We start from the raw sequence: 15,977 nt of genomic DNA on the forward strand, positions 1-15,977 counted from the left end.
GCGGGCAGGTGCCGCGGCACTTCAGGAGACGGCGGACACCGCCGCCGCCACGGGGTCGACGATCCTGCCGCGGTCGAGCTTGAGGATCCGGTCGGCGATGTCGAAGAACCGGTCGTCGTGGGTGATGGCGATCACCGTCTTGCCCTGCTTGCGCAGGGCGGGGAGGACGTCGGTGTAGAAGAACTCCCGGAACTCCGGGTCCTGGTCGGCGGCCCACTCGTCGAAGAGCAGCACGGGCCGCTCGGAGAGCAGGGCGCAGACCAGGGCGAGGCGTTTGCGCTGGCCGGTGGAGAGCGCGATGGTGGAGAACTCCCCTTCGCGCACCGTCACCTTGCCCGCCATGCCGAGTTCGGCGAGCAGGCGGTTGGCCTCCGCGTCGGCGTCCGGGTGGGCCGGCAGGGTGCGGAAGAGGTGGACGTCGGAGAAGACCCCGACGACGCTCTGCCGCAGCTCCTCGATCCGGTCCCCCGTCACCGGCGTGCCGTTGAGGCTGATCTCGCCGCCGCTGGGCGGGTAGAGCCCGCAGATCATCTTGGCCAGCGTGGTCTTGCCGCTGCCGTTGCCGCCGACCAGACAGGTGATGGTGCCCGGAGCGAAGTCGGCGGTGATCGGGCCGACCAGGAAGTCGGTGTCGTCGGAGCCGGAGTCGTAGTGGAAGACCGCGTCGCGCAGCCGGACTTCCGCCCCGGCGGCCTGCGCGCCGGTCCGCGCCTCGGGCGTCCGCAGGCCGCTCTCGTCGCCCAGGTCGAGGGCGGCCAGGGAGCGCAGCGCCGTCCCCGCCCGGCCGATCGCCGGGATCAGGTTGAGCACCGTGACCAGCGGCGTGTTGATGTAGATGACGGCCAGGGTGAAGCCGGTCAGATCGTCCGCGGGGATGCCGAAGCGGGGACCGGCGAACAGCATGATGCCGATGCAGGCGAGAAAGAGCAACTGGCCCCAGGAACCCGCGACGGTGTACAGGGAGACGCCCCGGGTGGTGTCCCGCACCAGGAGCCGGCCGGTGGCGCCGACCCCGCCGTCGAGGACGGCGGCGCGGCGCTCGCGGTCGAGCTTCAGCTCCTTGGCGCCTCGGGTGACGCTCTCCAGGTGGCCGTGCATGACGTCCTGGTGCTCGCGGGCGCGGCGCAGGTGGACGCCGGCCCGGCGCACCGGGAGCTGGTAGAGCACCAGCCCCACGGCGAGCACGACGACCATGCCGAGCAGCATCTTGAGCGAGAGCACCCCGATGTAGACGAAGGCGCCGATGACGATCGCGCCGTTCATCGACAGCAGGGGCACGCTGCTGACCGCCCCGGTGATCACCTGGACATCGTCGGTGAGAGCGGACTGCAGGCGGGCGGGTCCGATGCTCTCGATCCGCCGCATGCCGGTGTCCAGGATCCGGCGGCACAGCTCCATCCGCAGCTCCTGGATGGAGCGCTGCGCCAGGCGGATCAGCAGGACGGAGGAGAACGCCCCGGCGAGGAGCACGGTGACCGCCGCCGCGGCGAAGGCGGCCATCAGCCGCGTGCCGGGGTCGTCGAGCCGCTGCAGGACCCGCTGGAGCACGGCGATCAGGCCCACGGTGGCGGCGCCGGACACCAGTCCGGCGACCAGCGCCGCGATCACCGTGGCCCGCGACCGGCTCACGAGGAGTGCGAGGAACTTCATCGCCGTCCTTCTTCCGGGTCGGGGGTGGCGGGGGCCTCGGTCTTCTCCCCCGACGCCTCCCTGATCAGCTCGGCGAGGCCCGCCACGGTGAAGTCCGCCATGGCCTCCTGCACCCGCAGTGCCACGCCGAACTGCCGCCGGATGCGCAGCAGCAGCCGGGTGGCGAGCAGCGAGTGGCCGCCGGCCTCGTAGAAGTGGTCGCGGATGCCGAGGCCGTCCAGGCCGAGGAGTTCGTGCCAGAGGGCGAGCAGCGCCCGCTCGGTGTCGTCCCTGGCCGCCTGCGTGCTGCCCGACGTGCCCAGGAAGTCGTCGGCCGTGGGGGCGGGCAGGCGGCGCCGGTCCAGCTTGCCGCTGGCGGTCTGCGGGATCTGCTCGACCAGGCGGACCGCGGCGGGCAGCGCGTACCTCGGCAGCCGTCCGGCCGCCCGGGTCCGCAGCTCCGTCCGGTCGAGCCCCGGCCCCTCGGGCACCACGTAGGCGACGAGGCGGGGCGAGGACCCCGCGGCGCCGTGCACCACGACGACGCAGTCGGCGACGCCGGGGTGGTCGAGCAGCACGGACTCGACCTCGCCGAGTTCGATGCGGTGGCCGCGGAGTTTGATCTGGTTGTCGAAGCGGCCGAGGAACTCCAGCTGGCCGTCGGCCCGGTGCCGGGCGCGGTCGCCGGTCCGGTAGAGGCGCGAGCCGGGGACGCCGGAGAACGGGTCCGGCACGAAGCGCTCGGCGGTGAGGCCGGGGCGCCGCCAGTAGCCGCGCGCCACCTGGACGCCGCCGATGAACAACTCGCCCGCGGCGCCGGGCGGCACCGGCCGCAGCTGCTCGTCGAGGACCCAGATCGTGGAGCCGGGGACGGGACCGCCGATGGGGGCGCGGTGCCGGCGGGTGACCTCGGGGGTGAGTTCGGCGACGGTCATCAGCACGGTGGCCTCGGTCGGCCCGTACCAGTTCAGGACGCGGCAGTCGCGTGCGGAGGGGCCCTCGAACCAGTCGGCGAACCGGGCCGGCACCACCTCCTCGCCGGCGAGGAGCAGCGCCCGCAGCCCGATCGGGGCGCCGCCGGTGTCGGGGGTGCCGTCCACCGCGGCCAGTTCCTGCGCGATCGTCGGCGTGGTGGCGAGCATGGTGACGCCCTCGGCGCGCAGGTGGGCGTGGAGCTGCTGCGCGTCGGCCGCCACGTCGGCCGGCACGAGGTGGATGCGGGCGCCGGCCACCAGGCCGGCGAACAGCTCCCAGACCGACAGGTCGAAGGTGAAGGTGGAGCGGACCGCGACCACGTCCTGCCCGGTGGGCTCGACCACGGTGGCGGAGGCCCGCAGGTAGGCGAGGACGTTGTGGTGGGTGACGCCGACGCCCTTGGGGGTGCCGGTGGAGCCGGACGTGTAGATCAGGTAGGCGAGGTCGTCGCCGTCGGCCCGCTGCGGGACGGCGCCCGGGGCGGTCGCGGCGTCGGCGACGGTGCGCACGGTGACGTCCTCCTCGGCGAGGAGGGCGAGCAGCGGGGCGTCGTCGTCGGTGAGGTGCGCCGCGAGCGCGGTGCGGCAGCCCGAGTCGCGGATCAGGTGGGCGATCCGCTCCAGGGGCAGCTCCGGGTCGACGGGCACGTACGCGGCGCCCGCCGCCATCGCGGCCAGCAGGCCGGTGACGAGGTCGACGCCGCGCCGGGCGACCACCGCGACCAGGTCGCCGCGGCGCACGCCCGAGGCGGCGAGTCCGGCGGCGGCGGCCGCGGCCCGCTCGGTCAGTTCCCGGTAGGTGAGGGCGCCGCCGGGGCCGGTGACCGCCACCGCGCCGGGGCGGGCGGCGGCGACGGCGGCGACGGCCTCGTCCAGGGTTCCGGCCGGCACGTCGAGCGGGCCTCCGTCGGCCCTGCGGGCCGCGACCCCGGCGTCGTACGGCAGCAGGCTCGCCGCGTCGTGCGGGGCGTCGGCGTCCTCGGCGAAGCGGCGCAGGGCCTGCGCGTACATCGTGGCGAGGTCGGCGGCCCGGTCGTCGGAGACCCTGTCGCTGTCGTAGGCGAGGATCAGGCCCAGCTCGTGCTCCGGCGGGTGCATCGAGTAGGTGGCCATCACCGCGTAGTTGGTGTCCTCGGCGGACGCCGGGTGGTGTCCGACGAGTTCGACGACGCCGGTGTCGAGGACCTCTCCGAGCGCGTGGAAGCGCACGAAGTTCACGCCCACGTCGAACAGGGGGTCGTTGCCGAGCGCCTGCTGCACGCTGATCAGCGGGGTGTGCCGGTGCTCCAGGAGGGAGCGCTCCTCGTCGAAGGCGCGCCGGGCGAGGTCCCGCCAGCTGCCGCCGGGCACCGTCACCGAGGTCGGCAGCATGTTGATGAACAGGCCGCGCAGGTCCTTGGCGCCGGGCAGGTCGGGGCGGCCGTGCAGCACCATGCCGGTGACCGGGTCGGTCACGGCGAGGATCTCGGCGAGCACCTTGAAGTGCACGCCCACCGCGAGGCTCTTGAGGGGCAGGCCCTCCTCCTTGGCGATCCGGGCCAGGCGCCGGGAGGTCTCGACGTCGACGTCGACCTCGATGCGGCGCACCTGGGGCGTGCCGACCGGGCGCAGGTCCTCGATGGCCCGCGGCTCGGCGTCGGCGAGGCGTTCCCGCCACACCGCGGCGGTGTCCTCCCCTTCGGCGGCGGACCGTTCCGCCTTGACGAAGTCGGCGTAGGTGAGCGGCAGTTCGGGCCAGCGGCGGTCGTAGGCGGGGTCGCCCTCCAGGAGCGCGTGCTGGCGGCCGAGGATCTCCGCGAGGGTGGAGGTCCAGCTCCAGCCGTCGAGGATGGCGTGGTTCTCGCTGACCGTCAGCTGGAACTCGTCGCCGCCGAGCCGGTGGACGGCGAGCCGCTGCAGCGGGGCCGACTCCAGTTCGAGGTGCTCGGCCCGCTCGCGGGCGACGAAGGCGTCGATCTCGGCGGCCTGTGCGTCCGCGTCGAGGCCGGACAGGTCGAAGCAGGACAGGCGCGGCTCCGCGTCGCGGTGCACGATCTGCAGCGGTTCGGAGTAGCCGTCCATGGAGATGCTGGTGCGCAGGACGGGATGGCGCGCCATGGTGTCGGCGATGGCCCGGCGCAGCAGTTCCGTGTCGAGCCGGCCGCGCATCCGCACGCTGACGGTGTTGTGGTAGATGCCCGCTTCCGGGTGCAGGTGCAGGTGGTAGAGCATGCCCGCCTGGGTGGCGGTCAGCGGGTACGCGTCCTCCGCGTCGGCGGGCAGCGCGGCGTGGTCGTCGGCGCCGATCATCTCGAACGGCTCGGCCCGGTCGAGGGAGTCGGAGCGCCCCTCCGTGAGGTGGGCCGCGAACTCGGCGACGGTCTGGTGCCGGAACACGGAGTGCACGCGGGTCTCGTGGCCGAGGGCGCGCAGCGCGCCGGTGATCTCCACCGCGCGGATCGAGTCGCCGCCCAGCGCGAAGAAGTTGTCGTGCACGCCGACCCGCGGGAGGTCGAGGACGTCGGCCCACACGCCGGCGACGGTCTCCTCCAGCGGGATGCGCGGCGCCGTGTACGCGGTGCCGGCCTCCAGCCTGGTCTGCGCCGGGTCGGGCAGGGCGCGCCGGTCCGCCTTGCCGTTGACGGTCAGGGGCACCTTGTCCAGCGCGCTGAAGACGGCGGGCACCATGTAGGTCGGAAGGAGCCCGGCCGCGTGCTCGCGCAGCTCGGGGACGGCGGGGAGCTCCCGGCCCTCGGCCGGCACCAGCCACACCACGAGCTGTTCGCCGCGCACGTCGGCGACCGCGGCCGTGACGTCGGGGTGGGTGGCGAGGGCGACCTCGACCTCGCCCAGTTCGATCCGGAAGCCGCGGATCTTCACCTGGGCGTCGGCCCGGCCCCAGTACTCGAACTCTCCGTCCTCGGTGACCCGGGCCAAATCGCCGCTGCGGTACAGGCGGGAGCCCGGGGTGCCGGAGAACGGGTCGGGGACGAACCGCTCGGCGGTGCGTGCCCCGCGGCCGCAGTAGCCGAGGGTGACGCCCGCCCCGCCGACGTGGAGTTCGCCGACCAGGCCGGGGGGCAGCGGGTTGAGGCCCTCGTCGAGGACGTACAGGGACAGGTCGTCGATCGGCACGCCGATGGGGCTGCCGGTGCGGTCGCCCAGGTCGTCGGCGGTGATGACGCGGAAGGTGGAGTGCACGGTGGTCTCGGTGATGCCGTACATGTTCACCAGGACGGGGGCGCGGTCGCCGCGCCCCTCGATCCAGGGCCGCAGGGTGTTCACGTCCAGCCGTTCGCCGCCGAAGACGACGTGGCGCAGGGCGAGTTCACGGGTGGAGCCCTCGGCGGCGTCGGCGGCCACCACTCCCTTGAACGCGGTCGGGGTCTGGCTGAGCACGGTGACGCCGTGCCGCTCCACGAAGGCGAGCAGGTCCTGCGGCGACTTGGCGGTGTCGTCCGGCACCAGGGCCAGCTCGCCGCCGTGCAGCAGGGCGCCCCACAGCTCCCAGACGGACACGTCGAAGGCGTACGAGTGGAAGAAGCTCCACACGTCGTCGGCGCCGAAGCCGAAGCGCCGGGCGGTCGACGAGAACAGCCGCAGCACCTGGGAGTCGGCGACCTCGACGCCCTTGGGGACGCCGGTGGAGCCCGAGGTGTAGATCACGTAGGCGACGTCACCGGGGTGCCGCCCGGGCAGCTCGGTGCCGGTGGTGTCCAGCTCGGCGCGGGGGCGGCCGTGCGCGTCGACGGCCACCTGCCGCAGGCCCTCGCCGAGGCCGGCCGCGCCCTCCTCGCCGCAGACCACGATGCGGCCGCCGCTGTCCTCCAGGACGTGCCGGACGCGGTCCGCGGGATTGCGCAGGTCGATCGGGACGTAGGCGGCGCCCGCCCGCAGGACGGCGAGGATCGCCACCACCTGGGCGGGGCCGCGCTCCAGGTGCAGCGGCACGCGGTCGCCCGGCCGCACTCCCTGCGCCACCAGGTGCCGCGCCAGGGCCTCGGTGCGGTCCGCCAGCGACGCGTACGAGACGGTCTCGCCCCGCCAGCGCAGGGCGGTGCGCTCGGGGTGGCGGGCGACGGAGCGCAGAAGGGCCCGGTCGAGGGCGTGCTCGACCACGGGCTCGATCAGCGGGCCCGCCTGCTCGCCCGGTTCGGCCAGGGGCAGCAGCCGTACGGCGCGGTCGGGGGCGGCGAGCCCCTCGGTGAGCAGCCGTACGCAGGCGCCGAGGAGGGAGGCCGCGGTGGACTCGCGCAGCAGCTCGGTGTCGTACTCCAGCATCAGCTCGAAGTCGTCGCCCCGGCCGGCCACGCTGAGCGTGACGTCGGTCTTGGACGAGGCGGTCTCGGCGGCCACCGGCGTCATGACGGCCTCGCCGAGGCGCAGCCCGGAGCGGTCCTCGCCGAGGTAGGCGAACATGGCGCCGAACAGCGGGGATCCGGTGCTGCCGCCGACCGCCGCGGTCACCTCGGCGGTGAGCACGTGCTGGTGGTCGAGGGACTCCGCGATCGCGGCCGCCGACTCCTGGGCCAGCTCGCGCAGGGTCGCGCCGTCCCGCAGCCGGCTGCGCAGCGGCAGGGTGTTGATGAACGGGCCGACGGTTCCGTGGAGTTCGGGCCGCACCCGGTTGGCGACGGGGACGCCGATCACCAGGTCGTCGGTGAGGGCCGCACGGTGCAGCACCGCCCGCCAGGCGCCGTACAGGACGGCGAAGACGGACACGCCGCAGCCCGCGGCGAACTTCTCCACGCGGTCGCGCAGCACGGGCCCGGTGCCGCGCACCAGGTGGCGGCCCTGGTGGCCGGGGGTGTCCGGGCGCGGGTGGTCGAAGGGCAGGCTCAGGCCGCGCGGAGCGCCTTCCAGCCGGCTCCGCCAGTGGGCCACCGAGGCCTCCCGGGCGGGCGCGTCCCCGCTGTGCCGCTCCCACCAGGCGTAGTCGGTGTACGAGGGGCCTTCGGGTGCCGCCGGCGGAGCGCCGCCGGTGCGGAACGCCTCGTAGGCGGCGGTGAGTTCCTGGATGAGGACGCTCACGGACAGGCCGTCGACGACGAGGTGGTGGAAGGCGGCGACCAGGCGGTGGCGCTCGGGCGCCAGGGCGATCAGCAGGCCGCGCGCCAGCGGCGCGCCGCCGTCCAGGTCGAAGGGGGTGCGCAGCTCGGACTCCGTCAGCTCGTCCCGGCGCCGCTCGGCGGCGGACGGGTCGGCTTCGTGGGTGCGCGTCAGGTCGACGCGGCGCAGCGGGGGCAGCGCGGGCAGCAGCCGGGCGTGCACCTTGCCGCGCACGTCCTCGGTGACCAGGCGCAGCCCTTCGTGCCGGGCGAGCAGCCAGTCGAAGGCCCGGGTCAGCGCGCCGGCGTCCAGGGGTCCCTCGATGTCGAGGGCGGCCGGCACCGTGTAGGCGCTGCCGGTGGGGTCGAGGACGTGTGCCGTCCGCAGCTGGAGCTGGTACTCCGACAGGACGACCTGTGTGGGGTCCGGCCGCCGGGGCACACGGGAGGTGGCGGCCTGCCGGGGGCGGCGGGCGGCCAGGGCGCGCCGGGCTCGTTCGAGACGTTCGGAATCGCTCATATCTGGTCCTCGGGGGCGTCGTCGGCGGAGTCGGCGGTGGGGTTCGGGTCGGTCTCGTCGGCCGTGTCGTCGAGGGCGGCGAACGCCTCGGCGAACTCGCGGACCGAGCCGTCCCGGTCGTGGGCGAGCAGCAGGTTCGCCTGGTCTGCGACGGTGGGGGCGCCGAGCAGCTCGCGCAGGGGGATCTCGGTGCCCATCAGTTCGCGGACGCGGGCGACGGTGTGCATGGCGCGGATCGAGTCGCCGCCGAGCGCGAAGAAGCTGTCGTGGGCTCCCACGCGGGCGGTGCCGAGGACCGTGCGCCAGATCTCGGCGACGACCCTCTCCACCGGGGTGCGCGGGGCGGTGAACTCCCCGCCCTGCTCCAGGTGTCCGTCCGCAGGGTCGGGCAGCGCGCGCCGGTCGGTCTTGCCCTGGGCCGTCAGCGGTATCCGGTCGAGGGCGACGAAGAGCTGCGGGACCAGGTACGAGGGCAGGACGGCGCAGTGCTCGCGCAGTTCCGCCACGGTGGGCGGGCCGTCCGGGCCCGGCACCACCCAGGCGACCAGGCGGTCGTCGCGCGCGTCGACGACGGCGGCGGCCACCGCGGGGTGCCGCAGCAGGACGGCCTCGATCTCGCCGGGTTCGACGCGGTAGCCGCGCACCTTGAGCTGGCCGTCGGCCCGCCCGCAGAACTCCGGCAGGCCGTCGGCGCCGAGGCGGACGAGGTCGCCCGTGCGGTAGAGGCGGGCGCCTTCCGCGCCGGAGAAGGGGTCGGGCACGAACCGCTCGGCGGTCAGCCCTCCCCGGCCCGCGTATCCGCGGGCGACCCCGGCGCCGCCGACGTACAGCTCGCCGATCACGCCGTGGGGCACGGGTGCCATCGCCTCGTCCAGCACGTGGAGCGTGGTGCCGCCGACCGGGGTGCCGAGGCCGACGCGGTCGCCGGTGACGATTCCCGCGCTGGCGTTGGCGGTGGTCTCGGACGGCCCGTACAGGTTCCACAGGCGCGCTCCCGGCAGGAGCCGGCGGGTGCGCTCCACCAGGTCGGCGGTGAGGGCCTCGCCGCCGAGCAGCACGTCCAGGCGCCGCTCGCGCGGGCCGGGTGCGCCGCCGGCGGTCTCCAGGGTCCGCAGCGTCTCGTCCCACAGCCGGGGGACGGTGTTGACGGTGGTGACGGCGGCGCCCGTCCCGGTGCCGGTGAGCGCCGCGGCCAGGGTGTCGGCGGGCCGCTCCCCGGCGGGCGGCAGCACGACCGTGCCGCCGAGGACCAGGGGGCCCCACACCTGCTTGACGGAGGCGTCGAAGACCGGCGCGGCGGTCGCGGGCAGCACCGTCGCCGGCCCGATCAGGCCGGCGTCGGCGAGCCAGCCGAGGTAGTTGACCACGTTGCGGTGGGTGACGGCGACGGGCTTGGGGCGGCCCGTGGAGCCGGAGGTGAAGAGCAGGTAGGCGAGGTCGTCCGGGCCGCAGGCCGCACCGTCCTCGCGGCCCCGTCCGGCACGGTCGCGGGCGGCGTCGTCCTCCGTCTCCCGTCCGCCGTCGCCGTCCTCCGCGAGGAGGACCAGGCGGGTGCCGCCGCCGTCCACCAGGGGGGCCGTGTCCGCCGTGGCCACGCAGACCCGGGCGGACGCGTCGGCCAGCAGGGCGGCGATCCGTTCGGCCGGGTCGTCGGGGTCGACCACCAGGTAGGGGGCGCCGGTGCGCAGCGCGGCCAGCTGGGCGACCAGGCGGCCGAGCGGGTCCGGCACCACGACGGCGACGACGCTCCGGTGGTCCGTGCCGAGCCTTCCGGCCAGGCGGTCGGCCCCGGCGAGCAGCTGCCCGTACGTCAGCTCCCGCTCGGCGCACCGCACCGCGGTCGCCTCCGGCGCGCGGGCGGCGGCGCGGGCGATCAGTTCGGGCAGGGTGGCGTCCGCCCAGCCGGCGGCGGTGGGGGTCGCGGGGGTGGTGAGCGGCGCGGCGGGGACGCCGAGGGCCATCCGGCCGATCCGCGTGGCGGGCTCCCGTGCGCCCTGCTCCACGGCGGCGGCGAGGGCGTCCAGGATCCGGCCGGTCACCACCGGACCGAGCGCGGCCCGGTCGGCGCCGTCGAGGCGGAGTGCGACCAGGTCGCCGCGGCGCACGGCGGAGAGGCGGAGTCCCGGCCCGGTGCCCCGTGCCGAGAGGGAGACGACGGACCATCCGCCCGCGCGCTCCGGCGCCTCGTGGTAGGAGAAGGCGAGCGGGGCGGTCGCCGCGGACAGGTCGCCGATCAGCTCGACGCCCTCGCGCTGCGCGGCGCGCGCCGCCCGCACCTCGGCCACCACGTCGCCGAAGGTCCGCGCCGCGTCGAACTCCTGCCGGACGGCGGGCCAGGTGTCCAGGGGGCCGATGGCCGAGGCGAGTTGGGGGACCTCGCGCAGTCCGGTGCGCACCCGGACGGCGAGTGCCCGCGCGCCGCCGAACCGGTGCAGGACCACCAGCCACGCGGCGAGGAGCAGCGCCTCGCGGTCGGCGGCGTCCTCCGGGCCCGCGAGGACGACCTCCCTCACCGCCTCCGCGGCGGCGCCGTCGTCCGCGGCCGGCCGGCCGGGGGCCGACGACCGCAGCCGGGCCACGGTCTCGTCGACGTCGTCGAATCCGCCGTGCGCCTTCTCCTGGCCCGCGCGGGCGCTCGCCGCGTCGGGGTCGGCCAGCACCTCGTGCAGCCATTCGGCGACGTCGGCGTACTGGAGGGGCTCCTCCTCGTCCGTTCCGGCGGCGGGGCCGGGCGCTCCGGCCGGTCCGCCGTCCAGCGCGCGGCCCAGCTCCTCCGCGAGGAGCACCAGGCCCTCCGCGTCCAGGATCCGTGCCGACGCGGCGATTTCGATCCGGCCGCCGGCCGCCGGAGCGGCGGTCCAGGGCTTCTCCGGGCCCTCGGGCAGCGGGCCGGCGAGGACGCGCTGGGTGGGCGGGCCGCCCGCCGGGGACGGCACGAGTTCGGTGCGCAGCACCTCGTACCGCCGCGTGACGGTCTCGACCGCGGCGGCGAGCCGTGCCTCCGGCACCGGGGCCGGGGCTTCGAGGACGAGGGTCGTCACCGTGTCGTCCCGGGTGGCGTCGTGCTGGTGCGGTCCCGCGCGGAACGTCTCCGCGGCGGGAGCGGACGCCGTTGATGCGGCCGCTGTGGGCGTAGCCGTGTTCACCGTCTCTCCCCGTTCGTGTGTGTGGTGGTGCCGTACTACGCGTGGGCCGCGGCCCGTGCCGGCCGGGTCTCCACGTCTCGCCAGTCCGCCGCGGCCGCCATGGCCACGCGGATCTCCCGCTTTCCGGTGAAGGGCGCCCTGCCGTGCGAAGCCAGCAGGTTGTCGACGACCAGCACGTCGCCGCGCTGCCAGTCGAAGGACGTCGACTCCGCGGCGAACGCGCCGCGCACCGCGTCGAGTTCGGCCGGCGTGAACTCGCCGCCGTCGCCGGCCCTGCTGGTCTTGGGCACCCGCTCCGGTCCGACCTGGCCGATCAGTTCGGCGGCCAGGTCGTCCCCGATGGTGCTCACGTGGAAGCTGGTGGCCTGGTTGAACCAGACCCACTCCCCGGTGTCCGGGTGCCTGACGACGGCGGGCCGCACGGCCTCGGTGCGCAGGTGGTCCTCCGCGACGCGCTCCACCCGCACCCTGGTGCGCTCGGCGTACGCGTCCAGGCCGCTCTCGTCGCAGCCCAGGGCGTCCTGCCAGGGAATGCCGACGCCCGGCGTGTAGTTGCGGACGTAGCTCACCCCGTGCCGCTCCAGGCGGGCGACCAGCTCGGCGGGCAGCCGCCGCAGCACCTTGCGGGAATCGGCGAGCGGGGTCTGCCCGCCGGTCTCCGGCGGCAGCGCGCAGGCGAAGCCGAGGATGCGCGGCCAACTCCAGCTGTAGCAGGACTCGTTGTGCATCTCGATGGTCTGGTCGGCGGGGTACTCGGTGGAGGAGTAGATGCCGTCGCCCAGCTCGCTGCGCGGCGTGGCGCCGTCCTGGTAGGCGAGGGCGTCGTCCCCGCCGACGGCCTCCACCACCGGGCGCAGGGCGTCGGCGCCCTCGTCGAAGCCCCGGAACAGCACCGCGCCGTGCCGGTGCAGCCGCTCGCGCACGAGGTCCCTGTTGGCGCGGACCCACAGGGTCAGCGGGACGCCGGGGCGCCGGGCGGTGGCGAGGACGGGCAGCGCCTCGGGCTCCAGGGGGCCGAAGGCGACGGCAGACGCGTCCGTCAGGGACTGCCGCCTGAGCGGCTCTCGGGAGATGCGGGACGTACGGGACATGTGTTTCTCCGAAAGGTTGTCGAAGGCCCGTGCGGGCGTGCGCGACATCCGGGCGGGCCGAGGCGGGCCGGACGGACGGGGCCGGTGCCACCGGCCCGGTGGCGGGCGCGGAGAGGGGTACGGGTGGAGGGGCGGGTTCAGCCGCGCGGGCGGGTGGGCCGGCCGAGGCGGGCCGCCCGGCGGGCGCGGCTCGCGGCGCGCTCGTCCCGGGCCCGCTCCCGCAGCCCGGCGAGGACCTCGCCGACGGTCGCGGTGCCGTCCGCGAGTGCCGTCAGGGCGAGTCGGAGCCGGTCGGCGAGGGCGGCGGCCCGGTCGGTGGGGACGCGGACGGTGTCGTGGTTGAGGGCGATGACGAGCCGGTCCCCTTCGGGGGCGGCGGAGACGGTGACGGGGAGTTCGGTCTGCTCCAGCGTTTCGGAGCGTGCCACCGACAGCCCGGGAAGTCCCTCGCCCAGGTCGGCGAAGGGGAAGTTGGCCACGATGACGGAGGTGTCGAAGAGCCCGGACGAGCTGGTCCGCCCGCTCCACACGGCGATCCGGGCGAGGGGCGTGTGGATGTGGTCCTGTGCCCGGTTCAGGGCCTGCTGCACGTCCTTGGCCCAGGTGCCGACGGGCACGGCGGCGGGCAGCCGGGTGCGCAGCGGAACCGTGTTGATGAACATGCCGACCATGCGGTCCGCGTCCTCGAGGTCCGTGGGCCGCCCCGAGCCGACGCTGCCGAAGACCACGTCGTCGGTGCCGGTCTCGGCGGCGAGGGCGAGGGCCCACGCCGCGTGGACCGCCCCGCCGAGGGTGACGCCGGAGCGTGCCGCGGTCTCCCGCAGCCGCGCGGTGTCGGCGGCCGGCAGCTTCACCACGTGGTCCTGGTGGACCGCGGGCGCGTCCGCCTGCGGGGCGAGCGGCGCCGGGGTGAAGCCGGCCAGGGCACCGGTCCAGAAGTCCTTGGACGCGTCCGGGTCCTGACGGGCCATCCAGTGGGCGAAGGTGCCGAAGTCGGCCGCGGGGGCGAGCGCGCGGACCTCTCCCCCGCGGCTCGCGGTGTAGTGCTCCAGCACCTCGCCCAGGAGGATGGGCAGGGACCACCCGTCGAACAGCACGTGGTGGTTGGTCCACACGAAGGCCCAGCGGCCGTCCGCGAGCCGGATCACGGCGAGCCGTGCGAGCGGCCCCTCGCGCAGGTCGAAGCCGGCGTGCCGGTCCTCGCGCACGAAGGCGTCGAGCCGTGCCTCCGGGTCCGCCGGGGCGGCCCGGTCCCCGTCCGTACCGTTTTCCGCGAAGTCGAGGAAGGCGACGGGCAGTTCGCGTGCGGCGGGCACCACGAGGAGCGGACGCGGCACGTCCTGCCACACGCACGTGCCGCGCAGCACGGCGTGCCGGTCGACGGCGGCCTGCCAGGCCCGCGCGAACGCCTCGCGGTCCATGTCGCCTTCGAGCACGCAGACGAGCTGCTCGACGTAGACCCCGCCGCCCGCCGCGCCGTCCTCGGCCAGGCTGCGGAAGAGCATGCCCTCCTGCGTCGGCGTGAGCGGCCACACCGCCGTCAGGTCTCCCCAGCGCGCGGCCCAGTCGCGTACGGCGTCGACCGGGGCGGTGCCGTGCCGCAGCCCGGAGGTGAGCGCGGGGGCGTCCGGCTCCGCGGCCAGGGCGCGCAGCTCGTCCAGGACGGCGTCCGCGAGGGCGTCGGCGGCGGCCTGCCCGGTGTGCTCGACGTCGACGGCGAGGCGGCCGTCGGTGACGAGGCTTTCCACCAGGACCGCGGCCGGACGCGTCCCGCGCGGGTCGCGGACCTGGCCGAAGCCGGGCCGGCGGAGTTCCAGCGAGGCGTCCGGGACGGAGAGGGTGCTGACCCGGCCCAGGTAGTTGAAGCCGAGGTCGGGTGCGGGCAGCGCCTCCAGGCGCCGGGCCGACTCCGCGTCGTGGGCCAGGTGCCGGACCACGCCGTGGTCGATGCCCCGGTGCACCAGCTCCCTCAGCCGGCCGCGCACGTCCCACAGGGTGCCGAGCGGGCCGTCCTGGGCGACGGCCACCGGGAAGGGGGCCAGGGTGGTGAACCAGCCGACCGTGCGGGAGAGGTCGATGTCCGGGTGCAGGGCCTCGCGGCCGTGGCTCTCCAGCTCCAGGACGACCGCGGCGCGGCCGGACAGCCGGGACTGGGCCCGGGCGGCCGCCGTGATGAGCCCCTCTTCGAGGGTGCCGCCGAGCCGGTGCACGAGGGCCCGCTGGAGCTCCTCGGTCTGCTCGGCGGTCAGTTCCCGCCGGGCCCGGCACGAGGCTCCCTCGATCCCGGGTGCGGGGCGGGCCGTCCCCGGCCCGGCGGTTCCGGTGAGTTCGGCGAGGTCGGCGAGGTCCGTGCGGACCCGGCCGAGGACCTGGGGGTCGAGGGCCCGGCGGCGCAGTTCGGCGGTCCACTGCCGGTGCGTGGTGCCTTCGGGCTGGAGTTCGACGGCGCGGCCGTTCCGTGCGGCGTCGAGCGCGTACTCCAGGTCCTCCAGGACGATCCGCCAGGAGACGGCGTCCATGACCAGGTGGTGGGCGACGAGCAGCAGCCGCTGCGGGACCTGCGGGCCCAGGTCGGCCAGGTGCGCCCGCAGCAGCGGGCCGCGTGCGATGTCCAGCCGGGTGTGCAGCTCGTCGGCCAGCTCGCGCAGCCGCTCCTCGGCCTCGGCCGCGGGGAGGGCCGACAGGTCGCTGTGCTCCACCGGGACCTCGACCGCCGCGTCGACCACGGCACGTACGCCGCCGTCGCCCCCGTCGCCGCCGTCGCCGCCGTCCACGAAGCGGGTGCGCAGCGCCTCGTGCGCGCCGGCCACCGCGTTGAGCGCGGCGGTCAGCTCGTCGGGCCGGACCCGGGTCCGGACGTCGAGGAGCACGTCCATGTTCCAGTGGTCGGGTGCGGCCAGTTCCAGGTCGTGGAACCACCGCTGGATCGGGCTGAGCGCGTCGGTGCCCTCCCCGTGGCCGCGGGTGCCCGCCGCCGCGCCGGTGGCGACGTGCGGGGCGAGGGCCGCGATGGTCGGGTACCGGAAGATCTGGGGCGGGGTGACGTGGATGCCGAGCCTGCGGGCCTTGGCGACGACCTGGATGGACAGGATGGAGTCTCCGCCCAGTGCCAGGTAGTCGTCGTGGACGCCGACCCGCTCCAGGCCCAGGACCTGGCACCACACCTCGGCCAGCCGCCGCTCCACCTCGCTGCGGGGCGCGACGAAACCTTCCTCCGCCGCCTCCCACGCAGGCGCCGGCAACGCACGCCGGTCCACCTTGCCGTTCGGCGACAACGGCAAGGCGTCCAGGACCGTCACCGCCACGGGCACCATGTGCCCCGGCAGCCGCTCCCCCACCCACGCCCGCACCGCCTCCGGGTCGCAGACGGCGCCGGCCCGGGCGACGACGTACGCCACCAGCCGCGCCTCGCCGCCGCCGGGCGGGGCCACGGCGGCCACCGCGCAGTCGGCCACGGTGGCCGCGCCGCGCACGGCGGCCTCGATCTCGCCCAGTTCCACCCGGAACCCGCGGACCTTGACCTGCTCGTCGACCCGACCGCAGAACTCCAGCACACCACCCGCACCGAACCGCACCAGATCACCCGTACG

Annotated in this window: 5 protein-coding genes; all 5 read right to left on the reverse strand. The window is 75.6% G+C overall.

Annotated elements, in window-relative coordinates:
• Nucleotides 1-21 precede the first annotated feature (21 nt).
• Nucleotides 22-1,650 carry a cyclic peptide export ABC transporter gene (locus ACFW6A_RS06490; protein ID WP_386639096.1) on the reverse strand — a complete coding sequence of 543 codons (1,629 nt, stop codon included), beginning with the start codon at nt 1,648-1,650 and terminating at the stop codon, nt 22-24.
• Entirely contained in the window at nt 1,647-8,150 is a 6,504-nt protein-coding gene (locus ACFW6A_RS06495; protein ID WP_386639099.1) for an amino acid adenylation domain-containing protein, read from the reverse strand. The genes ACFW6A_RS06490 and ACFW6A_RS06495 overlap by 4 nt, the downstream gene beginning before the upstream one ends.
• Nucleotides 8,147-11,191 (reverse strand): amino acid adenylation domain-containing protein, encoded by a 3,045-nt coding sequence (locus tag ACFW6A_RS06500; protein ID WP_386639102.1) that lies wholly within the window; start codon nt 11,189-11,191, stop codon nt 8,147-8,149. The genes ACFW6A_RS06495 and ACFW6A_RS06500 overlap by 4 nt, the downstream gene beginning before the upstream one ends.
• 140 nt (nt 11,192-11,331) lie before the next feature.
• On the reverse strand, nt 11,332-12,387 hold the full coding sequence (locus tag ACFW6A_RS06505; RefSeq protein ID WP_351847381.1) for a TauD/TfdA family dioxygenase: 1,056 nt from the start codon (nt 12,385-12,387) through the stop codon (nt 11,332-11,334).
• A 137-nt stretch (nt 12,388-12,524) separates the two neighbouring features.
• Nucleotides 12,525-15,977, reverse strand: a 3,453-nt coding sequence (locus tag ACFW6A_RS06510; RefSeq protein WP_386639105.1) for a condensation domain-containing protein, incomplete at its 5' end; no start/stop codon positions are given.

Source organism: Streptomyces sp. NPDC058758 (assembly GCF_042746075.1).
Taxonomy (GTDB): Bacteria; Actinomycetota; Actinomycetes; order Streptomycetales; family Streptomycetaceae; genus Streptomyces.

What these genes read in the sequence shown, in the direction of transcription:
- ACFW6A_RS06490 (WP_386639096.1), bottom strand. Translation starts at nt 1,650, where the DNA reads ATGAAGTTCCTCGCACTCCTCGTGAGCCGGTCGCGGGCCACGGTGATC.
- ACFW6A_RS06495 (WP_386639099.1), bottom strand. Translation starts at nt 8,150, where the DNA reads ATGAGCGATTCCGAACGTCTCGAACGAGCCCGGCGCGCCCTGGCCGCC.
- ACFW6A_RS06505 (WP_351847381.1), bottom strand. Translation starts at nt 12,387, where the DNA reads ATGTCCCGTACGTCCCGCATCTCCCGAGAGCCGCTCAGGCGGCAGTCC.